The sequence below is a fragment of the Bacillus sp. NPDC094106 genome (assembly GCF_044764345.1).
Classification (GTDB): Bacteria; Bacillota; Bacilli; order Bacillales; family Bacillaceae_G; genus Bacillus_A.
Genome location: NZ_JBIWHY010000035.1, coordinates 1 through 19,182 on the forward strand (window position 1 = coordinate 1; position 19,182 = coordinate 19,182).

The 19,182-nt window shown below is 32.7% G+C and carries 19 protein-coding genes and 2 riboswitches; of the genes, 2 read left to right on the forward strand and 17 right to left on the reverse strand.

Going from position 1 to position 19,182, the window contains the following annotated elements; translation table 11 throughout:
• Nucleotides 1-453: 453 nt before the first annotated feature.
• From ACIQ7L_RS27435 to guaA, 4 genes are all read right to left on the reverse strand, one after another.
• Nucleotides 454-1,965: a sensor histidine kinase gene (locus ACIQ7L_RS27435; RefSeq protein WP_400573299.1), complete on the reverse strand. Its 1,512-nt coding sequence runs from the start codon at nucleotides 1,963-1,965 to the stop codon at nucleotides 454-456.
• Nucleotides 1,949-2,650, reverse strand: a complete 702-nt coding sequence (locus ACIQ7L_RS27440) for a response regulator transcription factor (protein WP_400573301.1) — start codon at nucleotides 2,648-2,650, stop codon at nucleotides 1,949-1,951. Before ACIQ7L_RS27440 ends, ACIQ7L_RS27435 begins: the two co-directional genes overlap by 17 nt.
• Before the next feature lie 143 nt (nucleotides 2,651-2,793).
• Nucleotides 2,794-4,119, reverse strand: coding sequence for an NCS2 family permease (locus tag ACIQ7L_RS27445; protein WP_400573302.1), 1,326 nt, complete (start codon nucleotides 4,117-4,119; stop codon nucleotides 2,794-2,796).
• 126 nt (nucleotides 4,120-4,245) lie between these two features.
• Nucleotides 4,246-4,347: riboswitch (purine riboswitch) on the reverse strand.
• A 163-nt stretch (nucleotides 4,348-4,510) separates the two neighbouring features.
• A complete protein-coding gene (gene guaA, locus ACIQ7L_RS27450; RefSeq protein ID WP_400573304.1) occupies nucleotides 4,511-6,049 on the reverse strand; it encodes a glutamine-hydrolyzing GMP synthase in 1,539 nt (512 codons plus the stop codon).
• Between the two features lie 160 nt (nucleotides 6,050-6,209).
• Nucleotides 6,210-6,311, reverse strand: a riboswitch (purine riboswitch).
• Between the two features lie 424 nt (nucleotides 6,312-6,735).
• Here guaA and ACIQ7L_RS27455 point away from each other — a divergent pair.
• Complete coding sequence (locus tag ACIQ7L_RS27455) at nucleotides 6,736-7,497, forward strand: hypothetical protein (RefSeq protein WP_400573306.1); 762 nt, start codon at nucleotides 6,736-6,738, stop codon at nucleotides 7,495-7,497.
• A 557-nt stretch (nucleotides 7,498-8,054) separates the two neighbouring features.
• Here the strand turns inward: ACIQ7L_RS27455 and ACIQ7L_RS27460 are convergent.
• The 13 genes from ACIQ7L_RS27460 to ACIQ7L_RS27520 form a co-directional block, all read right to left on the reverse strand.
• The gene (locus tag ACIQ7L_RS27460; RefSeq protein ID WP_400573308.1) at nucleotides 8,055-10,115 is read right to left on the reverse strand and encodes a hypothetical protein; all 2,061 of its coding nucleotides are present in this window, start codon (nucleotides 10,113-10,115) and stop codon (nucleotides 8,055-8,057) included.
• Nucleotides 10,109-10,600, reverse strand: coding sequence for a hypothetical protein (locus ACIQ7L_RS27465; RefSeq protein ID WP_400573310.1), 492 nt, complete (start codon nucleotides 10,598-10,600; stop codon nucleotides 10,109-10,111). Before ACIQ7L_RS27465 ends, ACIQ7L_RS27460 begins: the two co-directional genes overlap by 7 nt.
• On the reverse strand, nucleotides 10,593-11,555 hold the full coding sequence (locus ACIQ7L_RS27470) for a hypothetical protein (protein ID WP_400573311.1): 963 nt from the start codon (nucleotides 11,553-11,555) through the stop codon (nucleotides 10,593-10,595). Before ACIQ7L_RS27470 ends, ACIQ7L_RS27465 begins: the two co-directional genes overlap by 8 nt.
• Nucleotides 11,556-11,744: a hypothetical protein gene (locus tag ACIQ7L_RS27475; protein ID WP_400573312.1), complete on the reverse strand. Its 189-nt coding sequence runs from the start codon at nucleotides 11,742-11,744 to the stop codon at nucleotides 11,556-11,558.
• Nucleotides 11,745-12,053: 309 nt separating this feature from the next.
• The gene (locus ACIQ7L_RS27480; protein WP_400573314.1) at nucleotides 12,054-13,019 is read right to left on the reverse strand and encodes a phage major capsid protein; all 966 of its coding nucleotides are present in this window, start codon (nucleotides 13,017-13,019) and stop codon (nucleotides 12,054-12,056) included.
• A 312-nt stretch (nucleotides 13,020-13,331) separates the two neighbouring features.
• Nucleotides 13,332-13,514, reverse strand: coding sequence for a hypothetical protein (locus ACIQ7L_RS27485; RefSeq protein ID WP_400573316.1), 183 nt, complete (start codon nucleotides 13,512-13,514; stop codon nucleotides 13,332-13,334).
• Between the two features lie 208 nt (nucleotides 13,515-13,722).
• Nucleotides 13,723-14,112, reverse strand: coding sequence for a sigma factor-like helix-turn-helix DNA-binding protein (locus ACIQ7L_RS27490; protein WP_400573317.1), 390 nt, complete (start codon nucleotides 14,110-14,112; stop codon nucleotides 13,723-13,725).
• Between the two features lie 21 nt (nucleotides 14,113-14,133).
• Complete coding sequence (locus ACIQ7L_RS27495; protein ID WP_400573319.1) at nucleotides 14,134-14,355, reverse strand: hypothetical protein; 222 nt, start codon at nucleotides 14,353-14,355, stop codon at nucleotides 14,134-14,136.
• A 337-nt stretch (nucleotides 14,356-14,692) separates the two neighbouring features.
• A complete protein-coding gene (locus ACIQ7L_RS27500; RefSeq protein ID WP_400573321.1) occupies nucleotides 14,693-17,119 on the reverse strand; it encodes a DUF927 domain-containing protein in 2,427 nt (808 codons plus the stop codon).
• A gap of 101 nt (nucleotides 17,120-17,220) precedes the next feature.
• Complete coding sequence (locus ACIQ7L_RS27505) at nucleotides 17,221-17,631, reverse strand: hypothetical protein (RefSeq protein ID WP_400573323.1); 411 nt, start codon at nucleotides 17,629-17,631, stop codon at nucleotides 17,221-17,223.
• A gap of 14 nt (nucleotides 17,632-17,645) precedes the next feature.
• The gene (locus ACIQ7L_RS27510; RefSeq protein ID WP_400573324.1) at nucleotides 17,646-17,789 is read right to left on the reverse strand and encodes a hypothetical protein; all 144 of its coding nucleotides are present in this window, start codon (nucleotides 17,787-17,789) and stop codon (nucleotides 17,646-17,648) included.
• Nucleotides 17,790-17,842: 53 nt separating this feature from the next.
• Complete coding sequence (locus ACIQ7L_RS27515) at nucleotides 17,843-18,142, reverse strand: excisionase family DNA-binding protein (protein ID WP_400573326.1); 300 nt, start codon at nucleotides 18,140-18,142, stop codon at nucleotides 17,843-17,845.
• Nucleotide 18,143: 1 nt separating this feature from the next.
• Nucleotides 18,144-18,383 (reverse strand): helix-turn-helix transcriptional regulator, encoded by a 240-nt coding sequence (locus tag ACIQ7L_RS27520; protein WP_400573328.1) that lies wholly within the window; start codon nucleotides 18,381-18,383, stop codon nucleotides 18,144-18,146.
• A gap of 184 nt (nucleotides 18,384-18,567) precedes the next feature.
• On the opposite strand from ACIQ7L_RS27520, the gene ACIQ7L_RS27525 reads away from it, so the two are divergent.
• Nucleotides 18,568-19,173: a helix-turn-helix domain-containing protein gene (locus ACIQ7L_RS27525; RefSeq protein ID WP_400573330.1), complete on the forward strand. Its 606-nt coding sequence runs from the start codon at nucleotides 18,568-18,570 to the stop codon at nucleotides 19,171-19,173.
• The last annotated feature ends 9 nt before the right edge of the window (nucleotides 19,174-19,182 follow it).

The window sequence follows — 19,182 nt, forward strand, 5'->3', positions numbered from 1 at the left end:
AACTCTCCAATAAAGTTAGTTTGTCTAGCATCATAAAATAAAAATTGACGTTTCACGTTGTTTGTTTCGTTCAGTTTTCAGAGAACTCGTTTGCCGCTTATTTGCGACTTCCTTATGTTAACATTTCTATGTTTCAGTGTCAACTAGGTTTTTTATTTCGTTTGTCGCGTTTTGCTTTGTTGCTATCAGCGACTCGTATAATATTACACCTCATTTATATAATCGTCAATATGTTTTTCTAAAAAATTTAAAAGGACTTACCTAGTACATAATCATCAAGTTAACATTAACTATAGTCATACTATTATTTACCCCGTTATTTGCTGTACTGTTTTATATGTCAAAACTAAATAATCATTAATATAACGGAATTTGGAAAGACCAAATCAATATGTGATTTGGTCTGCTAATTAATATGCGGTTTACGATGTTTCTCTATCAAACTATATTTGTTTACTTTTCTTCTATAATTGGTAGTGAAACGATAAACTGAATAACCCCATCTTCATATTCAGCTCGAATTTCTCCCCCTTGAAGTTCAACAATACTTTTCGCAATGGCAAGTCCAAGTCCTGACCCTTCTGTTACTCTACTTCTGGACTGATCCTTTTTATAAAAACGCTCAAATAAGTTTTCTAATTCTTCTCTCGTAAACTCTTCACTATGATTCGCAACGGTGATTTTGATATTTCGGCGTTGCCTTTGAAGCGAAACTTTAATCTCCCCATCATCTTCACTATATTTAATAGCGTTCATTAATAAATTTTCAAACACACGAACCATCTTCTCTGAATCAATAGCAACATACACACGTTCTTCAGGAATTTGCTTCATAAATATAAGACCATGTTCTTCCGCTTGTGGTACTAGTTCTTCTATTAATTGCTCAAGAAGTTCATTTATGCACACTTCTTGTTTTTCTAATACAATGCTTTCATTCGTTAGTTTTGTATACTCGAATAAATCCTCTATTAAATTCTTCAACTGCTCCGATTTTGAAAATGCGATTCTCATATACTCATCATGTTGTTCTTTATTTTCATACTTTGAATCACGTAGCAAACGCAAATATCCCATAATAGAAGTAAGCGGTGTACGTAAGTCATGCGATACATTTGTGATGAGTTCATTTTTTTGTTTTTCTAATTTACGTTCTTTTTCAATATTAATCATAAGTTGTTCAGCCATGTTATTAATATTCTCTGTTAATGATGCAATTTCATCTTGCCCTTTCTTCTCAATACGATATGCAAGATTTCCTTTTTCAATCTCTTTTACTCCTTGAGCCATCGCTTCAATTTGTTTCATCTTTCTTTTTGTTATATAAAAGAAAGAAAAAATAAAAACAAAAACACCAATCAAAAACGGAAACGGCCCCTCTGTTGTCTCATATATTACTTCCCCTTCAGGAATCCCACTTACGAACATATACAAATTTTTATCTTCAATTGTAATCGGCGAAAAAGCTATAAATTCTTTTCTTGATCTTTCAAAGTTATGATTATAATCTGAGTAGTTAATAGCAAATGATGTCGCATTGCGAATTGTATTATGTAAATTAATTTGTTCTTCTTGTGCCTGCTTCGTTTTATACAAAACCTTTCCACTTTCATCAGTAATAAATACTTTTAAAGCTGTATGCCCTGCCTCTATATTTTGATTTTCTCTTTCTATCATATCCTGCAAAGCGTCTAACTTATTGTCAGTAACCATCATTTCCGCTGTACTTTGGACTTGATTATTAATACTCCTCATTCCAGCACTATAATCAATTGTAGCCCTTCGATTTGCATTTTCAAAAAAAGGTGTCAAACCATTCGCTATAAAAAGCCCTAATAATGCACAGGCAATAAAAGTAGTTATAAGCTGAATTCGTATACTTCGACGAATACTCTTTATTACTCTTTCAATTAATCCTCTTATTTTCTTATACGCATAGGTAAACGGCTTAAATATCTTTCTCAATCTTATACCCCACTCCCCAAACCGTTTTTATATAACGCGGTTTTCTTGGATTCTCTTCGATTTTCTCTCGAATCTTTCGAATATGTACCATTACAGTATTATCAGATTGAAAAGACCTTTCATTCCAGACTTTTTCATAAATTTGTTCAGCACTAAAGACTATACCTGAATTGCGAGCTAGCAACTCTAAAATAGAAAACTCTCGTGGTGTTAATTTCACCTCTTCATCCATAACGGTCACTTCATGTGTCGCTACATTTATCTTCATATCTCCAATTTCAATCTCACTTTCATTTTGAACAACAAATCCATTCATTTTCATATATCGACGAAGCTGTGATTTAATTCTTGCTATAAGTTCTAACGGATTAAATGGTTTCGTTACATAATCATCCGCTCCTGTTGTTAATCCTAAAATTTTATCCATGTCCTGTGTTTTCGCTGATAACATAATAATCGGCATCTCTTTTGCTTCTCTTACTTTCATACACATATGAATCCCATCAATTTTTGGCATCATAATATCTAACACAACTAAATGCACTTCATTCTTCTCTAATATATCTAAGCCCTCTGCTCCATCCTCAGCTTGCAACACTTTATATCCTTCATTTTTTAAGTAAATTGCAATTAAATCCCTAATTTCTTTTTCGTCATCTACAACAAGTATTGTTTCTTGCCCCACAATATCGCCCCCCAAAAACTTTTAAACTCCCTATTTCTTATTATAAGAAAACTTCTGAAGAAAAACGGAACGAAATCCTTAAGATTTTCTGAAGACGCAAAAAGGTCTAGACTCTCCTTAGTCTAGACCTTCTAAAAACCCCTCTATTGACGAACGTAGATAAAATACAATACGAATAAGACTCCCAGCACATACATAATTGGATGAATTTCTTTACGGCGACCACTTACAACCATCGTAATTGGATAGAAGATAAATCCAATCGCAATCCCTGTTGCAATGCTATACGTAAGTGGCATAGAAATAATTGTGAAGAATGCTGGTACTGCAATCTCGAATTTCTTCCAATCAATTTCTCCTAGAGATGAAACCATCAAAATCCCCACAATAATTAAAGCCGGTGCCGTTACAGACGGCGTTACAACACTTAATAATGGTGAAAAGAAAAGTGCTAACAAGAAAAATCCTGCTGTTACAACTGCTGTAAATCCTGAACGTCCTCCCGCCGCTACCCCTGCAGACGATTCAATGTAAGACGTTGTCGTAGATGTACCAAGAATCGCACCAATTACAGTTGCAATCGCATCTGCAAATAACGCTTTTCCTGCACGTGGTAATTTATTGTCCTTCATTAACCCCGCTTGATTCGCAACTGCAACAAGTGTACCTGCTGTATCAAAGAAGTCGATAAAGAAGAACGTTATAATCACAATCCCCATTTGAACAGTGAAAATATCTCCGAAGTGATTTAGCGCCACACCGAACGTAGGTTCTAGACTTGGAATTGCGCCCACTACAGATTTTGGTGTATCAATTAATCCTGTCGCTACACCCAAGATCGCTGTAAGAATCATCCCATAGAACACTGCACCATTTATCTTTTTAATCATTAAGATAATCGTAATAACTACACCGAAAATTGCAAGCAATGTTGTGCCCTTTGTTAAATCCCCCAATCCAACAAGAACGGCATCATTTTTCACAATAATTCCTGCATTTTGAAAACCAAGAAAAGCGATAAATAAACCAATACCTGCTGCTACCGCAAATTTTAGCTCCGCTGGAATTGCATTAATAATTTTTTCACGAATACCAGAAGCAGTAAGAATAATAAAAATAATACCTGACATTAACGTTCCGGCAATCGCTGTTTGCCATGGAATCCCCATTGTTAACACTGCTGTATAAGCAAAGAATGCATTGATTCCCATTCCTGGTGCTAAAGCAATTGGATACTTTGCAAAAATCCCCATAATCAGTGAACCAATTGCGGCTGCTAATGCAGTAGCGACAAATACCGCACCTGGATCCATTCCTGTTCCTGCTGGTAATCCTTTAATATTTCCCAGCGACAGCGTAGCAGGATTGACAAATAATACATAAGCCATAGATAAAAATGTCGTTAACCCTGCAACGAACTCTGTTTTATAGTTCGTACCGAGCTCATCGAACTGAAAATAACGCTTCATTCTACGTTTCCCCCGTTATATAATTGCTCGTCGTAATCCTCCCTAGCCCTCTTTTATCCATAAAAATAAAAAAGGCTTCCATTGCATATATGGAAGCGTTCTGTAAATAAAGGTAGGCTAATCCCTTCCTTTATGAAAACGCCTCGTAGTCAAGCCATTTACGGTAGCTAGGTAGAAACTTTCGGGCCATATCCCCGATATTATACGACGGCTGTAATATTCATTTTTCGTATCAATTACATACTCATATTAACTCACATATAGGTGTATGTCAATTTGAAAAACGAACATTTTGCACATTTATTTATTTTTCGTTCGTATAAACCATAAAAAAGATCCATCTATGCATAAAATCACAGATGGATCTTCCTTTAAATAAATAAACCTTATTCTATTCCCACTCAATAGTTGCTGGTGGCTTACTCGTTACATCATACACAATACGGTTCACGTGTTTTACTTCGTTTACGATACGTACAGAGATTTTCTCTAACACATCCCAAGGAATACGTGCCCAATCTGCTGTCATACCGTCAATTGATGTTACCGCACGGATACCTACTGTGTAATCGTAAGTACGCTCGTCACCCATAACACCTACGCTGCGCATACCAGGAAGCGCAGTGAAGTATTGCCAGATTTCGCGGTCTAATCCTGCTTTTATAATTTCTTCACGTAAAATCGCATCGGATTCACGAACGATTTCTAATTTTTCTTCTGTGATTTCGCCTAATACACGGATACCAAGTCCTGGACCCGGGAACGGTTGACGCCATACGATTTCATCAGGAATTCCTAGTTCAGATCCTAATACACGTACTTCATCTTTAAATAGAGTGTTTAAAGGCTCAATTAATTTGAACTGCATATCTTCTGGAAGTCCACCAACGTTATGGTGAGATTTAATTGTTTGTGCAGTTGCTGTACCACTTTCAACAATATCTGTGTACAGTGTACCTTGTGCTAAGAAGTCCATTCCTTCTAATCTAGAAGCTTCATCATCAAATACGTAAATAAATTCATTACCAATGATTTTGCGTTTTTGTTCTGGATCTTCTACACCTTTTAACTTGTTCATGAAGCGTTCTTTTGCATCCACTTTAATAACGTTCATGTGGAAGCCTTCGCTAAATGTTTTCATAACACCTTCCGCTTCACCTTTACGAAGTAAACCATGGTCAACGAAAATACATGTTAATTGGTCACCGATTGCTTTATGGATTAATACTGCTACAACAGAAGAGTCTACGCCGCCACTAAGTGCGCATAGTACTTTTTTATCGCCAACAGTTTCACGGATTTTCTCTAATTCTACTTCAATAAAGTTCTCCATGTTCCAGCCTTCAGAGCAACCGCATACGCCGAATACGAAGTTTTTAATTAAATCATTACCGTGCTCAGAGTGACGTACTTCTGGGTGGAATTGTACACCGTATAAGTTTTGCGCTTCATTGCTCATGCCAGCAATTGGACAAGACTCACTTGTTGCGTCTACTACAAATCCTTCTGGTAAACCAGTTACTAAGTCACCATGGCTCATCCATACAACTTGCTCTTCTGGAAGATTCGCATATAATTTTGATTCGTTCTCTACTTTAAGAACTGCTTTTCCGTACTCACGATGGTTTGCACGCTCTACTTTTCCACCAAAGTGTTTTGTCATAAGCTGCATGCCGTAACAAATACCGAAAATCGGTAAACCTAGGTCAAAGATTTTTTCGTCACAGTGGAATGCATTCTCACCGTATACGCTATTTGGTCCACCAGAGAAAATAATCCCTTTTGGATTCATTGCTTTAATTTCTTCTGCAGTAATTGTATGCGGATGAAGCTCACTGTACACACCGAACTCACGAATGCGACGTGCAATTAACTGATTGTACTGACTTCCAAAGTCTAAAACGATAATCGTATCGTGCTGTTTTTTCAAAATAATCACCCCAACGTTAGTTCTATATATAAATATTTTCACCAATTTGGCAAAAAGCATTACCCATGTAATAAAAAAAGCCAGTCCTCCGCCCTCAGTCTCATAACAAAGAAAAGGCAGGAGTCTGACTTTATAAAGATAGTATTCCGCTCTTTATAAATATAAGACGCACTGCCTTCATAGTCAGGTTGTTTACGGTAACCCGGTAGAGACTCTCAAACCATATCATTGAGGATATATGAAGGATTGTTTTATATTATCTTCCTAGATTCTAACAATGAAGTATCAATACGGTCAAGAGAGAAAGCGACAAAATTCTACAGAAATTAGTTTCTCCGTGCGACAGAACCTTTATTACTATAATTTTTTTACATCTTACAACAAAAAAACATCCACCTCTATATAGAGATGGATGTTCGGCTGACGGATGAAATTACATCATTCCGCCCATCAAGCTTTATATATAATAGAAGAAAACAGACACAAAAAAGGCTATTATATCAATATCCTCGAGCAATTCCATTACTTAAAAATACACAATTCAAAACCATTTCGGACACTTTCCGGACACCAAAATCCCTATAAAGAATGGATGTATAACAGCATTAATAATATGATAAATTCATGATATAATGGTTCAGTTGGAATATTATATCCAAATTCTCAAAGGGGGATATATAAGTTATATGTCATTTAACGAAATTGCTGATATAGCTAAAATTATAGGTGCAGCTGTAGGGGTGTGGGGGATTATAAAAGGATTCGGTTCATTCTACATGGAATCTTCCACTACCAATGAATTCGATCAACTCTTTAAAGACAAGGCTACACGGAAACAAATAAATATCTTTACCTTTTTCCAGGATATTCTTATTATTGCAATATCCATGTTCATTGTGCCTGCACTCTATTTCAAGTTTTTTATACCTAATCTAATAACCAAATATGCATTTATTTTAGAACCATTGTATAAACTAAGTTATATATTAGTTACTTTACTCTTTTTAATTCTTATACCAATAAGTCTTTTACCTAAAAAACTCCTTAAAGCTAATTGGTTCAATCGATCTATAAAATGGCTTTCTATAATTCATATGTTTAGTTTTATGTTTTTTTATTGGTGCTTTTTCCATGTAAATATCCCTCAAAGTAATAAATACAATTTCATACTAATTGCTATCATTATTCCTTTATTTATGAGCTTTTTTTATCTATATTTAAGCAAACGATTCAATAAAACTTCTCAACCACAATATCTTATGGAAATCATTAATGAAGAAGAAATAGCAAAGTTAAAATTAATACATAATTTTATTATCGATGATAAAAGAAGTGTATTCCACGAAAAATACAAAGAGGAAAATGGAACCTTTTACGTATGTGATTTTTCATCAAAGGTATATTTAAAGTATTCAAAAATGAAAACAAGAAAAGACTCTTCAAAATAAAATCAACATATCCGAAAGAGCATCCTTTATGGGTGCTTTTTCATTTAACTTTAAAATAAAAATTATTTCGCTTTAATTCATCCCTCGTATAATCCTCATTTAATAAAAGCACTCCGTATGGAATACTTTCATAACCTTCAATATATATATCGAATCAACTACATTTGGAATATGGGTAAGTTCGCTTTGAGATATGTTAATACCTTCAAAAAATATTTAATGAACAAACTCTACTTTAGCGATGCGTTTATTAATGAAAAGAAAAAAGAGCCTCAAGCATTTAGCTATAAGCCCTCTTTTGAAAATTAATATTTTACAGCTCTAACAAAACTTGATATAAACTAGTTTTTAAGCATGTCCAAATAATACATACAGCGAATAACGAAAATCGAAATTAATAAGCATAACAAAAACAATCTGTTCTTGTAATATCTATTATTCTATATTACTGATTGATATAGTCTAGTAGATTAATAAAAGAGGGACCTTATCCCCTTATTTTTTTAAATTTAAGGCTCTTCTTAAGAGGCGTTAGTTAGCCAAAATTCAAATTACCTCTAGTCTTGGATAGATAATTTTTTAAAAGCCAATTCACCTAAATTAATAATATTGTATATTCCTGAATCTATATCTTCCATCATTTTCTCAGGGATTTTCCCTTCTTCTCTAGTAAAACCAACAATAATTTGTGCCTCGTTCTCCAATTGGGTCATCTTTTTAAACAAGGCTTCCATGTCATCAGCGATAATACTATGTTGTATAGGTTCATCAAAAATTATTAATCCCGGATGATTACCATTAAATTTATTAGATGTTTCTAACAAAGCGAGTGTAAAAGCCCAGATAGCCCTCGCATTATCACTTGCAGAAGAATCATATTTCAAGTCGTAACTACTGATTTCTGGCATATATGTCGTTTCTGAAATATTTATCTCCTTTACATCAGATACACTTCTATAATTAAAGTCCGTTAAATTTTTAGTGAATTTTTCTTTTAAAAATTTTAACTTTTTTTTATCATTATCCGATAATCTAGTTTTGGGAACTTTTTGCTCTGCTTCAATTATTTTTTTCCATTTACTCGATAATTGTACAAAAGTCGGGATAATATCTTGGAGTAAATTAACTTTTTCTTCACTAGAATTTATTTCCCCTTCTAGTTTCATCCTTTTTAAAATATTTGTTTCTGAATACGCTCCAGTTAAACTGTATATATCATTTAGCAAGGCTTTTTTCAAACTCATTAGATTACTTTTTGCTCCAGAAATTTCTTTGCTTTGCTTATCTAAATGGATTTTTTGTTCTTGTCTTTGTTGAATCATGCTTGAAAAAAGCTTTGCCTGATCATTTAAATGAGTAATATTATCGTCTAAAGACATAACCTTTGAATATTGTTGATTAACTAATAAAGAGTCTTGGATAGATTGATTACACACTGGACACTGACTATCGAAACTCATTATCTTTTCTTTTGAACCTAAAATTTGTAGTTTTTTTGCATCTTTATTATTTTGTATATCTTCTAAGAGTAAATTGTAATTTTTTTGGAATTTATTAATTTCAGCTTTATTCATTTCTCGTTTCTGAATAAGTTCTCTCTCGAGCTGTCCTAATTTATTCAGTTGTATATCAACCTCTTCTAATTCAAATTTTAATCCTTCTTCTTCATCATTATTTTTTTTGACCATGCTTCTAGAAAGTTCACTTAGCTTCTCTTTTAAAGTATTAATAAATTCTTCGGCAGGAATATCTGCTTTATTTTCATCACTGCTAGTAAGCTTTATCATTCTTTTATTAATCATATCTTCTTCGATAAGAATAGGTGATGAATTTAACCCTATAATATTAAAGGGGAAAACTTTCGACTTTAATTCTATAAAAAGTTTTTCCCATTCACTTATTAACATTTCTTTTTTTATTTTTATGTCTGCTTTATTTTTTTCGATACTAAGAGCATCTAAATTTAGTATATATTCAATAGTTCTCTTTTTAGGTTCAATGATGCTATAATTGGGTACTCGAACTAATATATCTCCCCATCCTCTTTTTTGTTCAATTACCATTGCAGCAAATATGTTTTGCAAATAAAGTTTTACATTTGCTCCCTTATAACTCGGAACATCTGGCAATTTTAAATCTAAATAACTTTCTAAAAAAGTAAAAAATCCTCTTTTATTTTTAGCAGAGTTTGGTGAGTGGACATACATATCTTCTGATTTTGTTTCCTTCTCACTAATATTTTTTAATGTCGAATAGTATACCGTTATAAGACTGGAGTCTCTGTTCATATCATTAGTTGTACGATATATGGTTATTGGATTTTTTCCATTAGTAATCTCTAGATATATATTCGATCCAATTACTTTATATTCAGTTCTATTTTCATCCCATATGATATTTGTTAAACCAGTGCTTAATACCTTATAACCTTTTCCACCTATTATTTCTTCCATTCCCAAGCAATATAGAATTGTTGAAATTACAGTACTTTTCCCACTAGTATTTTTATTATTACTTGTTATTAGATTCAAGCCATCGTTAAATGTTGAGCTTAACCCCATAACTAAATTATTTTCAGTAGTTAATACCCTAATTTCTAAATTATTTATTTTTAGCATATATTATTCACACCTAACTGTATGTTATTTCTCATTTCGTTTACAAGACTTTCAGGAAGAGAGTCTCCAACCTGCTTCAAATAGGAAATTTCATTAATGAAAATATTGTTATTTAAAATTTCATTAGTAAAGTGTTTCCCTTTATTTAAAAGTCGATATGTACCATTTTTTTGTTGTTTAATTAAACCCTCAGCTAATAGATATAAAATAGCTTTATTTACAGTGGGAGTATATCTAAAAATGATTTGATAAGGATCCTTTTTAAGCATTTGCAGGAAAAATTCTCTTTGTTCTTGATTATAATAGTAATTCGCAATCAACTGAATTTTTGCTATCGAGCAACCTGATTTAGAGCTCGTAATTTTTAAAATCATACAAATAAAAGAAATTTTATAAGATAGCCGACTATGGTATGGTACAGCTTCAGGCTTGGATTTAAAAATTATTTTGTTTATTCCATTGATTATTAAGTTATCGTTATTCATTAGAAGCTCCTTCAAACTCCATGGAACAGTCTGCTAACCATTTAGCTGTTGTTTGGAGTTGTATTCTCATTATTGACTCTTCACTTAAATAATTGACTTTTTTCCTTAGCGAATCAGAAAATTCCTTATTCAGTTTATTGAACACTGTTGTATTCATAGTACAATCTTGTATCATTAGAGTTTCCATAACCACTTTATTTTTAAATTCATTTATTAATTCCTGCAAATCATTTAAAATTTCTTGAGACACTTCTCCTATAGCCGACATTTCTGCTATACCAGATACATATTGCTTCATAAAAAGATCAATTAATTTCTCTTGTTTTACTTTAGAAACATTTAATGCTTGAACTTTTCTGGTTACATTGCTAATTTTTTCATTGGAAACTTCAGTCCAATCAATATCACTATCGACAATTTTAGTATCTAGTTTTATTTTGCTATTTTGTCTTCTTATTAATTTTGAAATTTGAGAAGCAACGTGTTTTTCCGTACATATATTAATTTTAAAGTCTTTATGTATATAATCATAAAATTTAATATCTTGACTTACTTTGTTTCTTACTTCTTCAGCCTTCTTATTAGCATGTATTATCAGGTTTTTACTTGTGTACTTTGGAGTCATAAAAATCCATTCTTCTATAGGTTGCATTCCAAATTTCTTAAGGTTTTTTTTCGCATTTTCAGAATCTATTAATTTCCCGATATCTTTTGTCATTTTATCTCGCTGATGATTATATAATTCTTCTACTGAATAATTAGGGTCATCCGGATAATAGCATTGAATCGCTATTCCTTTCCCAGTTTTGGTGAATCCTTCAATCCCACCATCTCCTTGGCAAAATGCAGGTACCTCATGAAAGTCATAATCACTATACTTCTCTATACAATAATCAATACAAATCTCTTCCCATTTATGTGAATCCATCTCAATATTTAATAGTTTTAAGAACAATTACATCATCTCCAATAATAATTTCAAAGAAATCTTTCTTTCTTGGATAGGTTCATTTTTTATATAACCGATATCTATATCTATCTCTTCATTACTACTAATAATTCTTACAGTTGCAATATTAAGTTCCGTATATAAATGAAGGATTTCTATTTCATTATCAATAAAAAAGAGCTTTTTTATAAACATTTCAAATCCTCCTTCTGGGTTATTTTAACATGTATTTACAAAACCTACCTTATCGAAACAATGAAAACTATTAATATCCATTTTTATACTTTTGGAGATGTTTCTTAAACCAAGAAATAGCAAAAAATAAATCATAAATATTTAGAAGGGATGAAAAGGAAATACTTTATTTTATAACTTACAATATCAACCTTTTAGTTTGGTATAATTGTCCACCAATAAAAATGGGGACAATTAAATGATCCCCACCAACTTTTTTATGTAATAAAAAGAGCAACTATGCATTAGCTGCTCCTTTCTGACAAATTATTAAATCTCCAAACGATACACAGTTGGTTCTACCTCTGAATAAATTAATTTTCCATCAAGAAGGTTGTATAATTTCAATCCTACTTCATTAACATTCGTATACATTTCCTTCATAATTTCAATTTCCAATCCCTCTGAATTTTCTTGAATAACGAAGGCTGAAAAATCACCAAAGTAAAATACTGCTGCTGTATCTACTGAGCCTTTTACTGCATCTGTGCAATCAAGTGGGAATCCTAGTAACATGTAACTTACTCCACCGTCCACACGATCAATTGTTTTTAAAGCCGGTTCCCCATTCGGTAATTTTAAATCTTCAACGTATTCAAGAGCAGCTTTATTTACAATCCACCTCGCTTTGTTTGTCACATTAGTAGATGGTTTATTTTTCAACTCTTTAATAATTGCTACAGGATCTGTTTGGGTTGGTATAAATACTTTAGCTTTATTCAATAATGATCCTGGATTAAAAGCCTTTTGAGTATTCCCATTAAACATGTAATCAATTTCTTTTTTAAGATACTCTTTCTTCATTAACTCTACAATTAAATCCGCTAAACTAACTTCTCCACCGCTCATCTTCAATAGTTTTCTTTTAACCCTTGAAATAGAATCAAATTCCACAGGAGATAAAACATCTGCATTTAACCCTATGCTATTCACTTCAATCTCATTTTCATTATCACGTTCTTCTGAATGAACTTCGACTTTGAGATTTGATTCCTCAGTCAAAACTGGGTACCCTAGATTTCCATCAACTGTAACTACTTTCCCATATTTTCTTAGTAAATTTTCCTCTTCAACATAACTAATAATTTCATTAGCAATAGATTTTGGAATAAATGCTTTTCCACTATTTGAAACGGATAGTCCTAATGAACGAGCTTCTTTCTCACTTATATTACCTGTCACATAATTTGCAAAAGCTGAACGAATTTCTTTTTTATTTTTAATTGTTGTAGTCATGATATAATTCTCCTTGTATTTTGTTTTTTGGTTGAGCATAGGATGTTGGTCCAGAACACCCTATGCTTTTTAAGTACCTATTTAAATTTCACTAACAGATTATCGATTTGTTTGAGTAGCTGTTCCCGTTTGTCCAACTGTCTCCATACTCCGTTTCGTCTTTCCCAGACCTCACCTTTCCTTCTTTTTATTAAATTTTTTAATTCCTTCATATCTCTAGATTCGTAGAATTTAGATGCACCTTCATAACGTCTAACTATTTCGCTCACCTCCTTTCAATAATTTTGATAACCTATTACTTTTGCTGTAAAACTAGCATTTTTCATGTTCCAATCTGATATTTTGATACACTTCAACAAGTTCCATACACAATTCATGGTGTACTGGATTTCCCTCTTCAACTGCAGTATTGTATTTTTGAATAAGCTTATCTAATTTTGATCGTTCTTTTTTGTTTAATTTACTGAGTATAGATTGCAGACAATTCTCTATCACTTTACTCACCTCCCTTCAAGTTAAATTCGACAATTATCGACAAAAATAAGATAGAAATATACTTACTTTCACACCCCCCTTTGTTTTTGAAAAATGCCGTCCAACGAAAGAAATAACTGGGGGGGCCGGTCTTTTGAAAAAAAATTTTTTTAAAATTTTAAAAGGGGGGCTTTGAAAAATCGTTTATTTCAATAGCTTCCACAGTTCTCTATCCTCCTGCCTTTAATCTCTCGGCAAACTTGATTCTTCTCATAATCTCAGCATGTTTCTGTTTAATATAGCTTGGACTATACTTTAATTTGCTTCCTATGCTTTCTAACGTCATTCCATCAATATATTTCAACTTAAGTATCTGTTGTTCTAAGCTTTTGAACTTACTCACTAAATCAACAAGCTGTTGCAGCTGTTCTTTCTTAGATGCGAGCTCCATCTTAAGTTGATCCAGTATCTTTTCTGTTTCCTCATCGCTGAGATCCATTGACAATATATTTTTATCTAGATAACTACGACGTTTTAACTCTGCTTTTGTTTTTTCTAATTTGTATTCTAAATAAGCAATATCTTCATCTAGCCTTTGATAATCTTTTAGGCAAACCAATTACATATCACCTACTTAGATTTAATTCTCTTTTCTAATAATCTCTTTACCCGATAGTTTCATCTTCTTTAGAACATAGCCTGTATGAATATAAGGACTATTTTCGTTTGTACAGTGTGATACCCTATGACCTTCACTTGCACCATGATGATGGAAACAATCACACGCCGAGCACCATGTACTAAGATTTCCTGCTGCGTCTCTTTCTATCGCTAATACAACCAGCTCTTTTTTAGTTGCCATTTCTACCATCCTTATTTATTTGATTAGTACTAAGAATCCAAAGTAGTTCCATTACAACTTTTACTTAGTACCTTCCTAAAAAGCTTTGTATATCAATGTTTCTAAAAGTTTTGTCCTTAAAGTACCAAAAGCACCACGTTTTTTAAAAGAACATACCTATTAAGAAATATAGATTGTTTTTTAAAACATTTTTTATTAACAAATATATCTTTTATTTACTTGGTACTTTTAGAACTTTATGTACTATTACCTTATATGTATTGATATATCAGCATTTCGAGAGTACCAAAAATAAAAAACGACTGGTACCTTTTCGCAAAACATGGTACGTTCCAACTTAATCAGTAACTCTTTCTTCAAAATCAAAACCTAATTTTTGAATAATTTCTTTATCTACTGTTACAGCATTAATTTTCCGCCCTTTATGACTAACCTTCCTATAATCAACCTCTTTTCCATCTAAAACATTTGCAACAGTAAAACCTCTGTTCAACCATTCTTTTCTAGTCCGTTTTTCTTCCGCACCCAAGAACTCTTTTAGAAAAGCTGGTGTTAAACAAATAGAATTAAATTTATAAATTGCTTTAATGTTTTTAGGAGCATAGTCATAATAAATTCCATCCCTATTGCTATCCAAGTAAGTTAAAATTTCATTCAATAGTTCTTTGGGCTTATCTATTGCCTTATTTTCTTGGGCGATTTCATCAAAGAGCTTGTCCAGTTGCTCAAGATCTACACTAACCTTTAAAAATTCTTTTAGGAGTCTACCTGCATAATGGACTGTTGCGTAATAAAGGGATAATCTTGTTAAAACTTCATTTCCCTGTGCTTTGTTCATATAAAAATCTTTAAATTTATAAAAAGATGGGAGCAACTCTTTCTTACGTACTTGATACTGTTTTAAAAACTCTAAACCAATGCCCCCATAGTTTGTTTCTAATCCCTTATATAAATCAGCGAAAAATATATAATCTACTCCTTCGAATGGACTACCATTCAAACTCACAATTCGAGCAGCTACACCGCCAGCTTTAGATGCATATTCATTTAAACTTACTTCACCAGTCACCTGACATATATTCTTCCATGTATACTCAATCTGTGAACCATTTAATGAACCTCTTCCCCTGCTACGTCCCCCACTGAAATTGTAGACGAAAGATTGGAGTAATCTTTCATCTGCTTTCCTGCTATCATCTAGGTATAACGGAAAACTATTTAAGAAAGCTGATTTACGTTCAATAGAAACCTTTGTCGCATTGAATTCGTTAATAAGTTGACCTGTTCCCCATACGCTAGCTGCTACCTTCATAGCTGTTGTTTTACCAGTAGAGGTCGAGCCCGCTAGTTCTACAATGAAAGGATCTATTTTTAAATCATGAAGCAGGACACTAGCAAAGGATGATAGAACAAAAAATAATGTTCTTGGATGTTTTTTAATTTTATTAAATACCCCATCTATCCATCCTTCTACTGTCCCAGCTACTTGGAATGATTCAAAAAGTTGCTGTTCTCCTTGATCATTAGGAAGTATTTCATAATCTGTCGCTAATAATGGATGAGCCAAACCATTTTTCACATAACCTAGACGATCTACCATAAGTCCTCTATCAATCTCGGTGAATGCTAAAACCTTATCAAAGTAATCTATTAGTTGCTTTATATTATTATCATTAGCAGGAAATCCTTTATTTGCTAATGGCATCATCTCCCTCTTATTAGCCAATGCTCCAGCTGGAACAATCTCGTTGACGACCTTACCTCTATCATTCCAAGTTAACTCATAATACAATTGTTGCCGTTCAACATTATGTAGCTCTTTTTTAAGAATCGGAACATGCCTAGCAACCATGATTTCTCGTTCATCAACTTCTCCATTCTTAACCTTAGTTTCCACTCTATATAAGGCATTATTCTTTACTTTATAAGGAGATGGAATACATACAGGAGTGATAGAATCCTCTTGTTTTTTCTCACTTTCATTTGTTATTTCCTCATCCAATTTTTCTTCATTTACCTTCTTATAGGCCGAATTAACAACCTTTGTAATATCCTTAATAAGAAATCCCTTTTTGAAAGAAACAAAGTATTTGTGAGCCAATTTAAGGCTGGACAATACTTCCTTTTTTCCCACCTTACAAATTAATAACCTTCTAGCTAAATCATAAAAATCTCCATCACGTGAACCGCTAGTTTCATATGGATAACTCATAGGTGAAGATGTTTTCGCACCATTCCATGCTTTATATAAGAACTGTGGAAGCTCGTCCAATTTTTCGAGACTTTGGGTAACTAGGTAACGCCCTTCTGTATTTTCGGTCGGGAATACGATATACCCCTTTTCTGCTGCACGTGTATCTTGTGTTAAACCTAAACGATTAACGTAATTCTGATACTGACCTTCTTTTTTCGTTAAATCAGTTTCACCTTTGAATATAAACTGCCAACCATTAGGGGTTTTGATTAAATGATGATGAATGTTTTCTCCTTCAAGTAAATCCCTTAGTAACTGACCTTCTTTAGAATCGTCAATGTCGACAATGAAAATACCTTTCGGGACCACACACCCTATCCAGCCACCTTGATCAAGCCATCCATCAATTTTGGCGCTATCTAATGAATGCGTGTTTTTCCAAGAGCCTACTGGTGTTTTTGCTTTTTGATACTCTTGATTGCCCTTTGCATATCCAGTAAGCTTGATAATTTTCGCTCCAGGCATTATGTTGTTAATTGTTTCTGTATAATTCGATATAGTAGATAACAACTTCTCACCTCCCTTGTCACAAGACAAACTTAATGTTACAATACAAAGAACTAATAAATTTAATTTGGAGATATATGAATTCGCCGTTCATATATCTTTTTTTATTGGCTTTTACCACCATTCTTCACAACCTTATTGAATATCTCTTCTTTCAGTTCTGATGCTTTTTCGAAATCTTTATTTAATCCACTCGTTGTATAATTGATTAATTGCCAATATACTCGTAACTTCCTGTGAAATTCGTGGAAGTAGAAATTCTGCTCACCTTTACTTACAACTCTATCCATATCTTCCATCAACCTTGACATAAGGATTTCCACATCTACTAAAGTTTCTACTTTAGCGCCAATTGAACCAATCCCATCGTCTAACTCGTAGACAATATCTCTTAAATTATCTTCTCCATAAGAACCGTCTTTAGAATAATTAGTTACCCTCAATTCTGAGGCCATCCCTACTGTTTTAAAACTTGCAGATATTGGTTGTTCTTTTGCCACTGTTAATTGATCCATGTTTCCAACGCTCCTTATTTACTGTTCAGTTCACGTAATTTTTGCTTCGCTTCAAACTCCATGGCTTCTAAAATCTCAGGATTTTTTCTTGCTACAGCACATCGTTTTACAATTTCATACCCCTTCATGATTCTTGTGGCGGATAACACTCCGTTCATATGTATTCACCTCCTACTTAGACCATCTGACCAATACAAAAGTGCTACTTAGTTTAAAGCAAACTTTGATAAAGTTTTATATCGTTATTAGTAGCGTTCATATTGGAAGTCATATCATCCAAAAATTCATCTACTTCATTTTTCTTAAACAGATACTTACTTCCGCATCTGTAGTATTTGAGACCATTTTTCAGAAAATGTTCATCGATAGTTGGCTTACTAATGTTTAGATACTCGGATAACTCTTTATAAGTTAAAAAATATTTTTCTTTAGCTAATTCCTCAACTTTTTCATTAATTGCTTTTTCCAGCATAGTATTAACGGTCTTTTCATCAATCTGAACATTTAACAATTTACTCACCTCCTTTTATTTTTTTGCTCGATCTCTCCTCAATTGCGAAAATATCATCAAAATTTAATAGCAAGGTATCACAAATTTTTTTCGCAGTATCAGGTCTTGGTGATTGTTTCCCATTTGATATTTGAATGAATGTCGCTTCTGACACACCGCTTTCACGTGCAAAAGCACGTTTAGAAAACCCTCTTTTTGCAATAATCCCATTAAATTCACTACGAGATTTTAATACAATCAACTTTTACACCACCTTTGTAAACAACACAATTAACAAAATGATTAACTTATTGGTTATTTCGATTTGCATATTCATCATAATGCTACAATAATTGGTTGTCAAGTCATTTTGATTAGTATATTGGTTATTTTGATTAGTTATGATATCATTAGGGTAAACTAATTCAAAAAAGGAGTTTATTTTTATGGGACTAATTTATTGTAATTTAAGGGTTTTAATGGCTGAACGAGGGCTTAACATTCAAAAAGTTAAAGATAAAACTACTCTATCTAGGACAACCATTTCTAACTTGTACAATAATTATGGATCGGGAATTCAATTTGATACCATGAGACAATTATGTGAATTACTAAAGTGCAAACCTGGCGACCTAATTTCTTACATTGATATAAAGCCAGAATTCGAAGTTATTACTGAAGAACCAAAAATATCAATGGATGAGTATACTCATGTAGATGAAGATGGAAACGGATATCAGTTTATTTCACAAATCGACACAGAGCTAACACTACATTGCAAACTTTGGTACGAGGGAGAAAATCATGAATTTGATTTTCAAATAGAAGTAATGTATAAGATAAACGAGAAAAAACTTATCGATGGTTTACACATCGGGATTCCTCCACTTTTTGAATTTAAGTTAGATCAACTCCAATTATCTGGGTATGTGGAATCCTATGTTTATAACAAATTAGATGATTTTCTAATCGAATGGGGTATTGAATACTTTAATGATGAAATTGAAGGAAGTGACACCTTATATATCGATCACTTTGAGTTACTAAAATAAAAAAGAGGA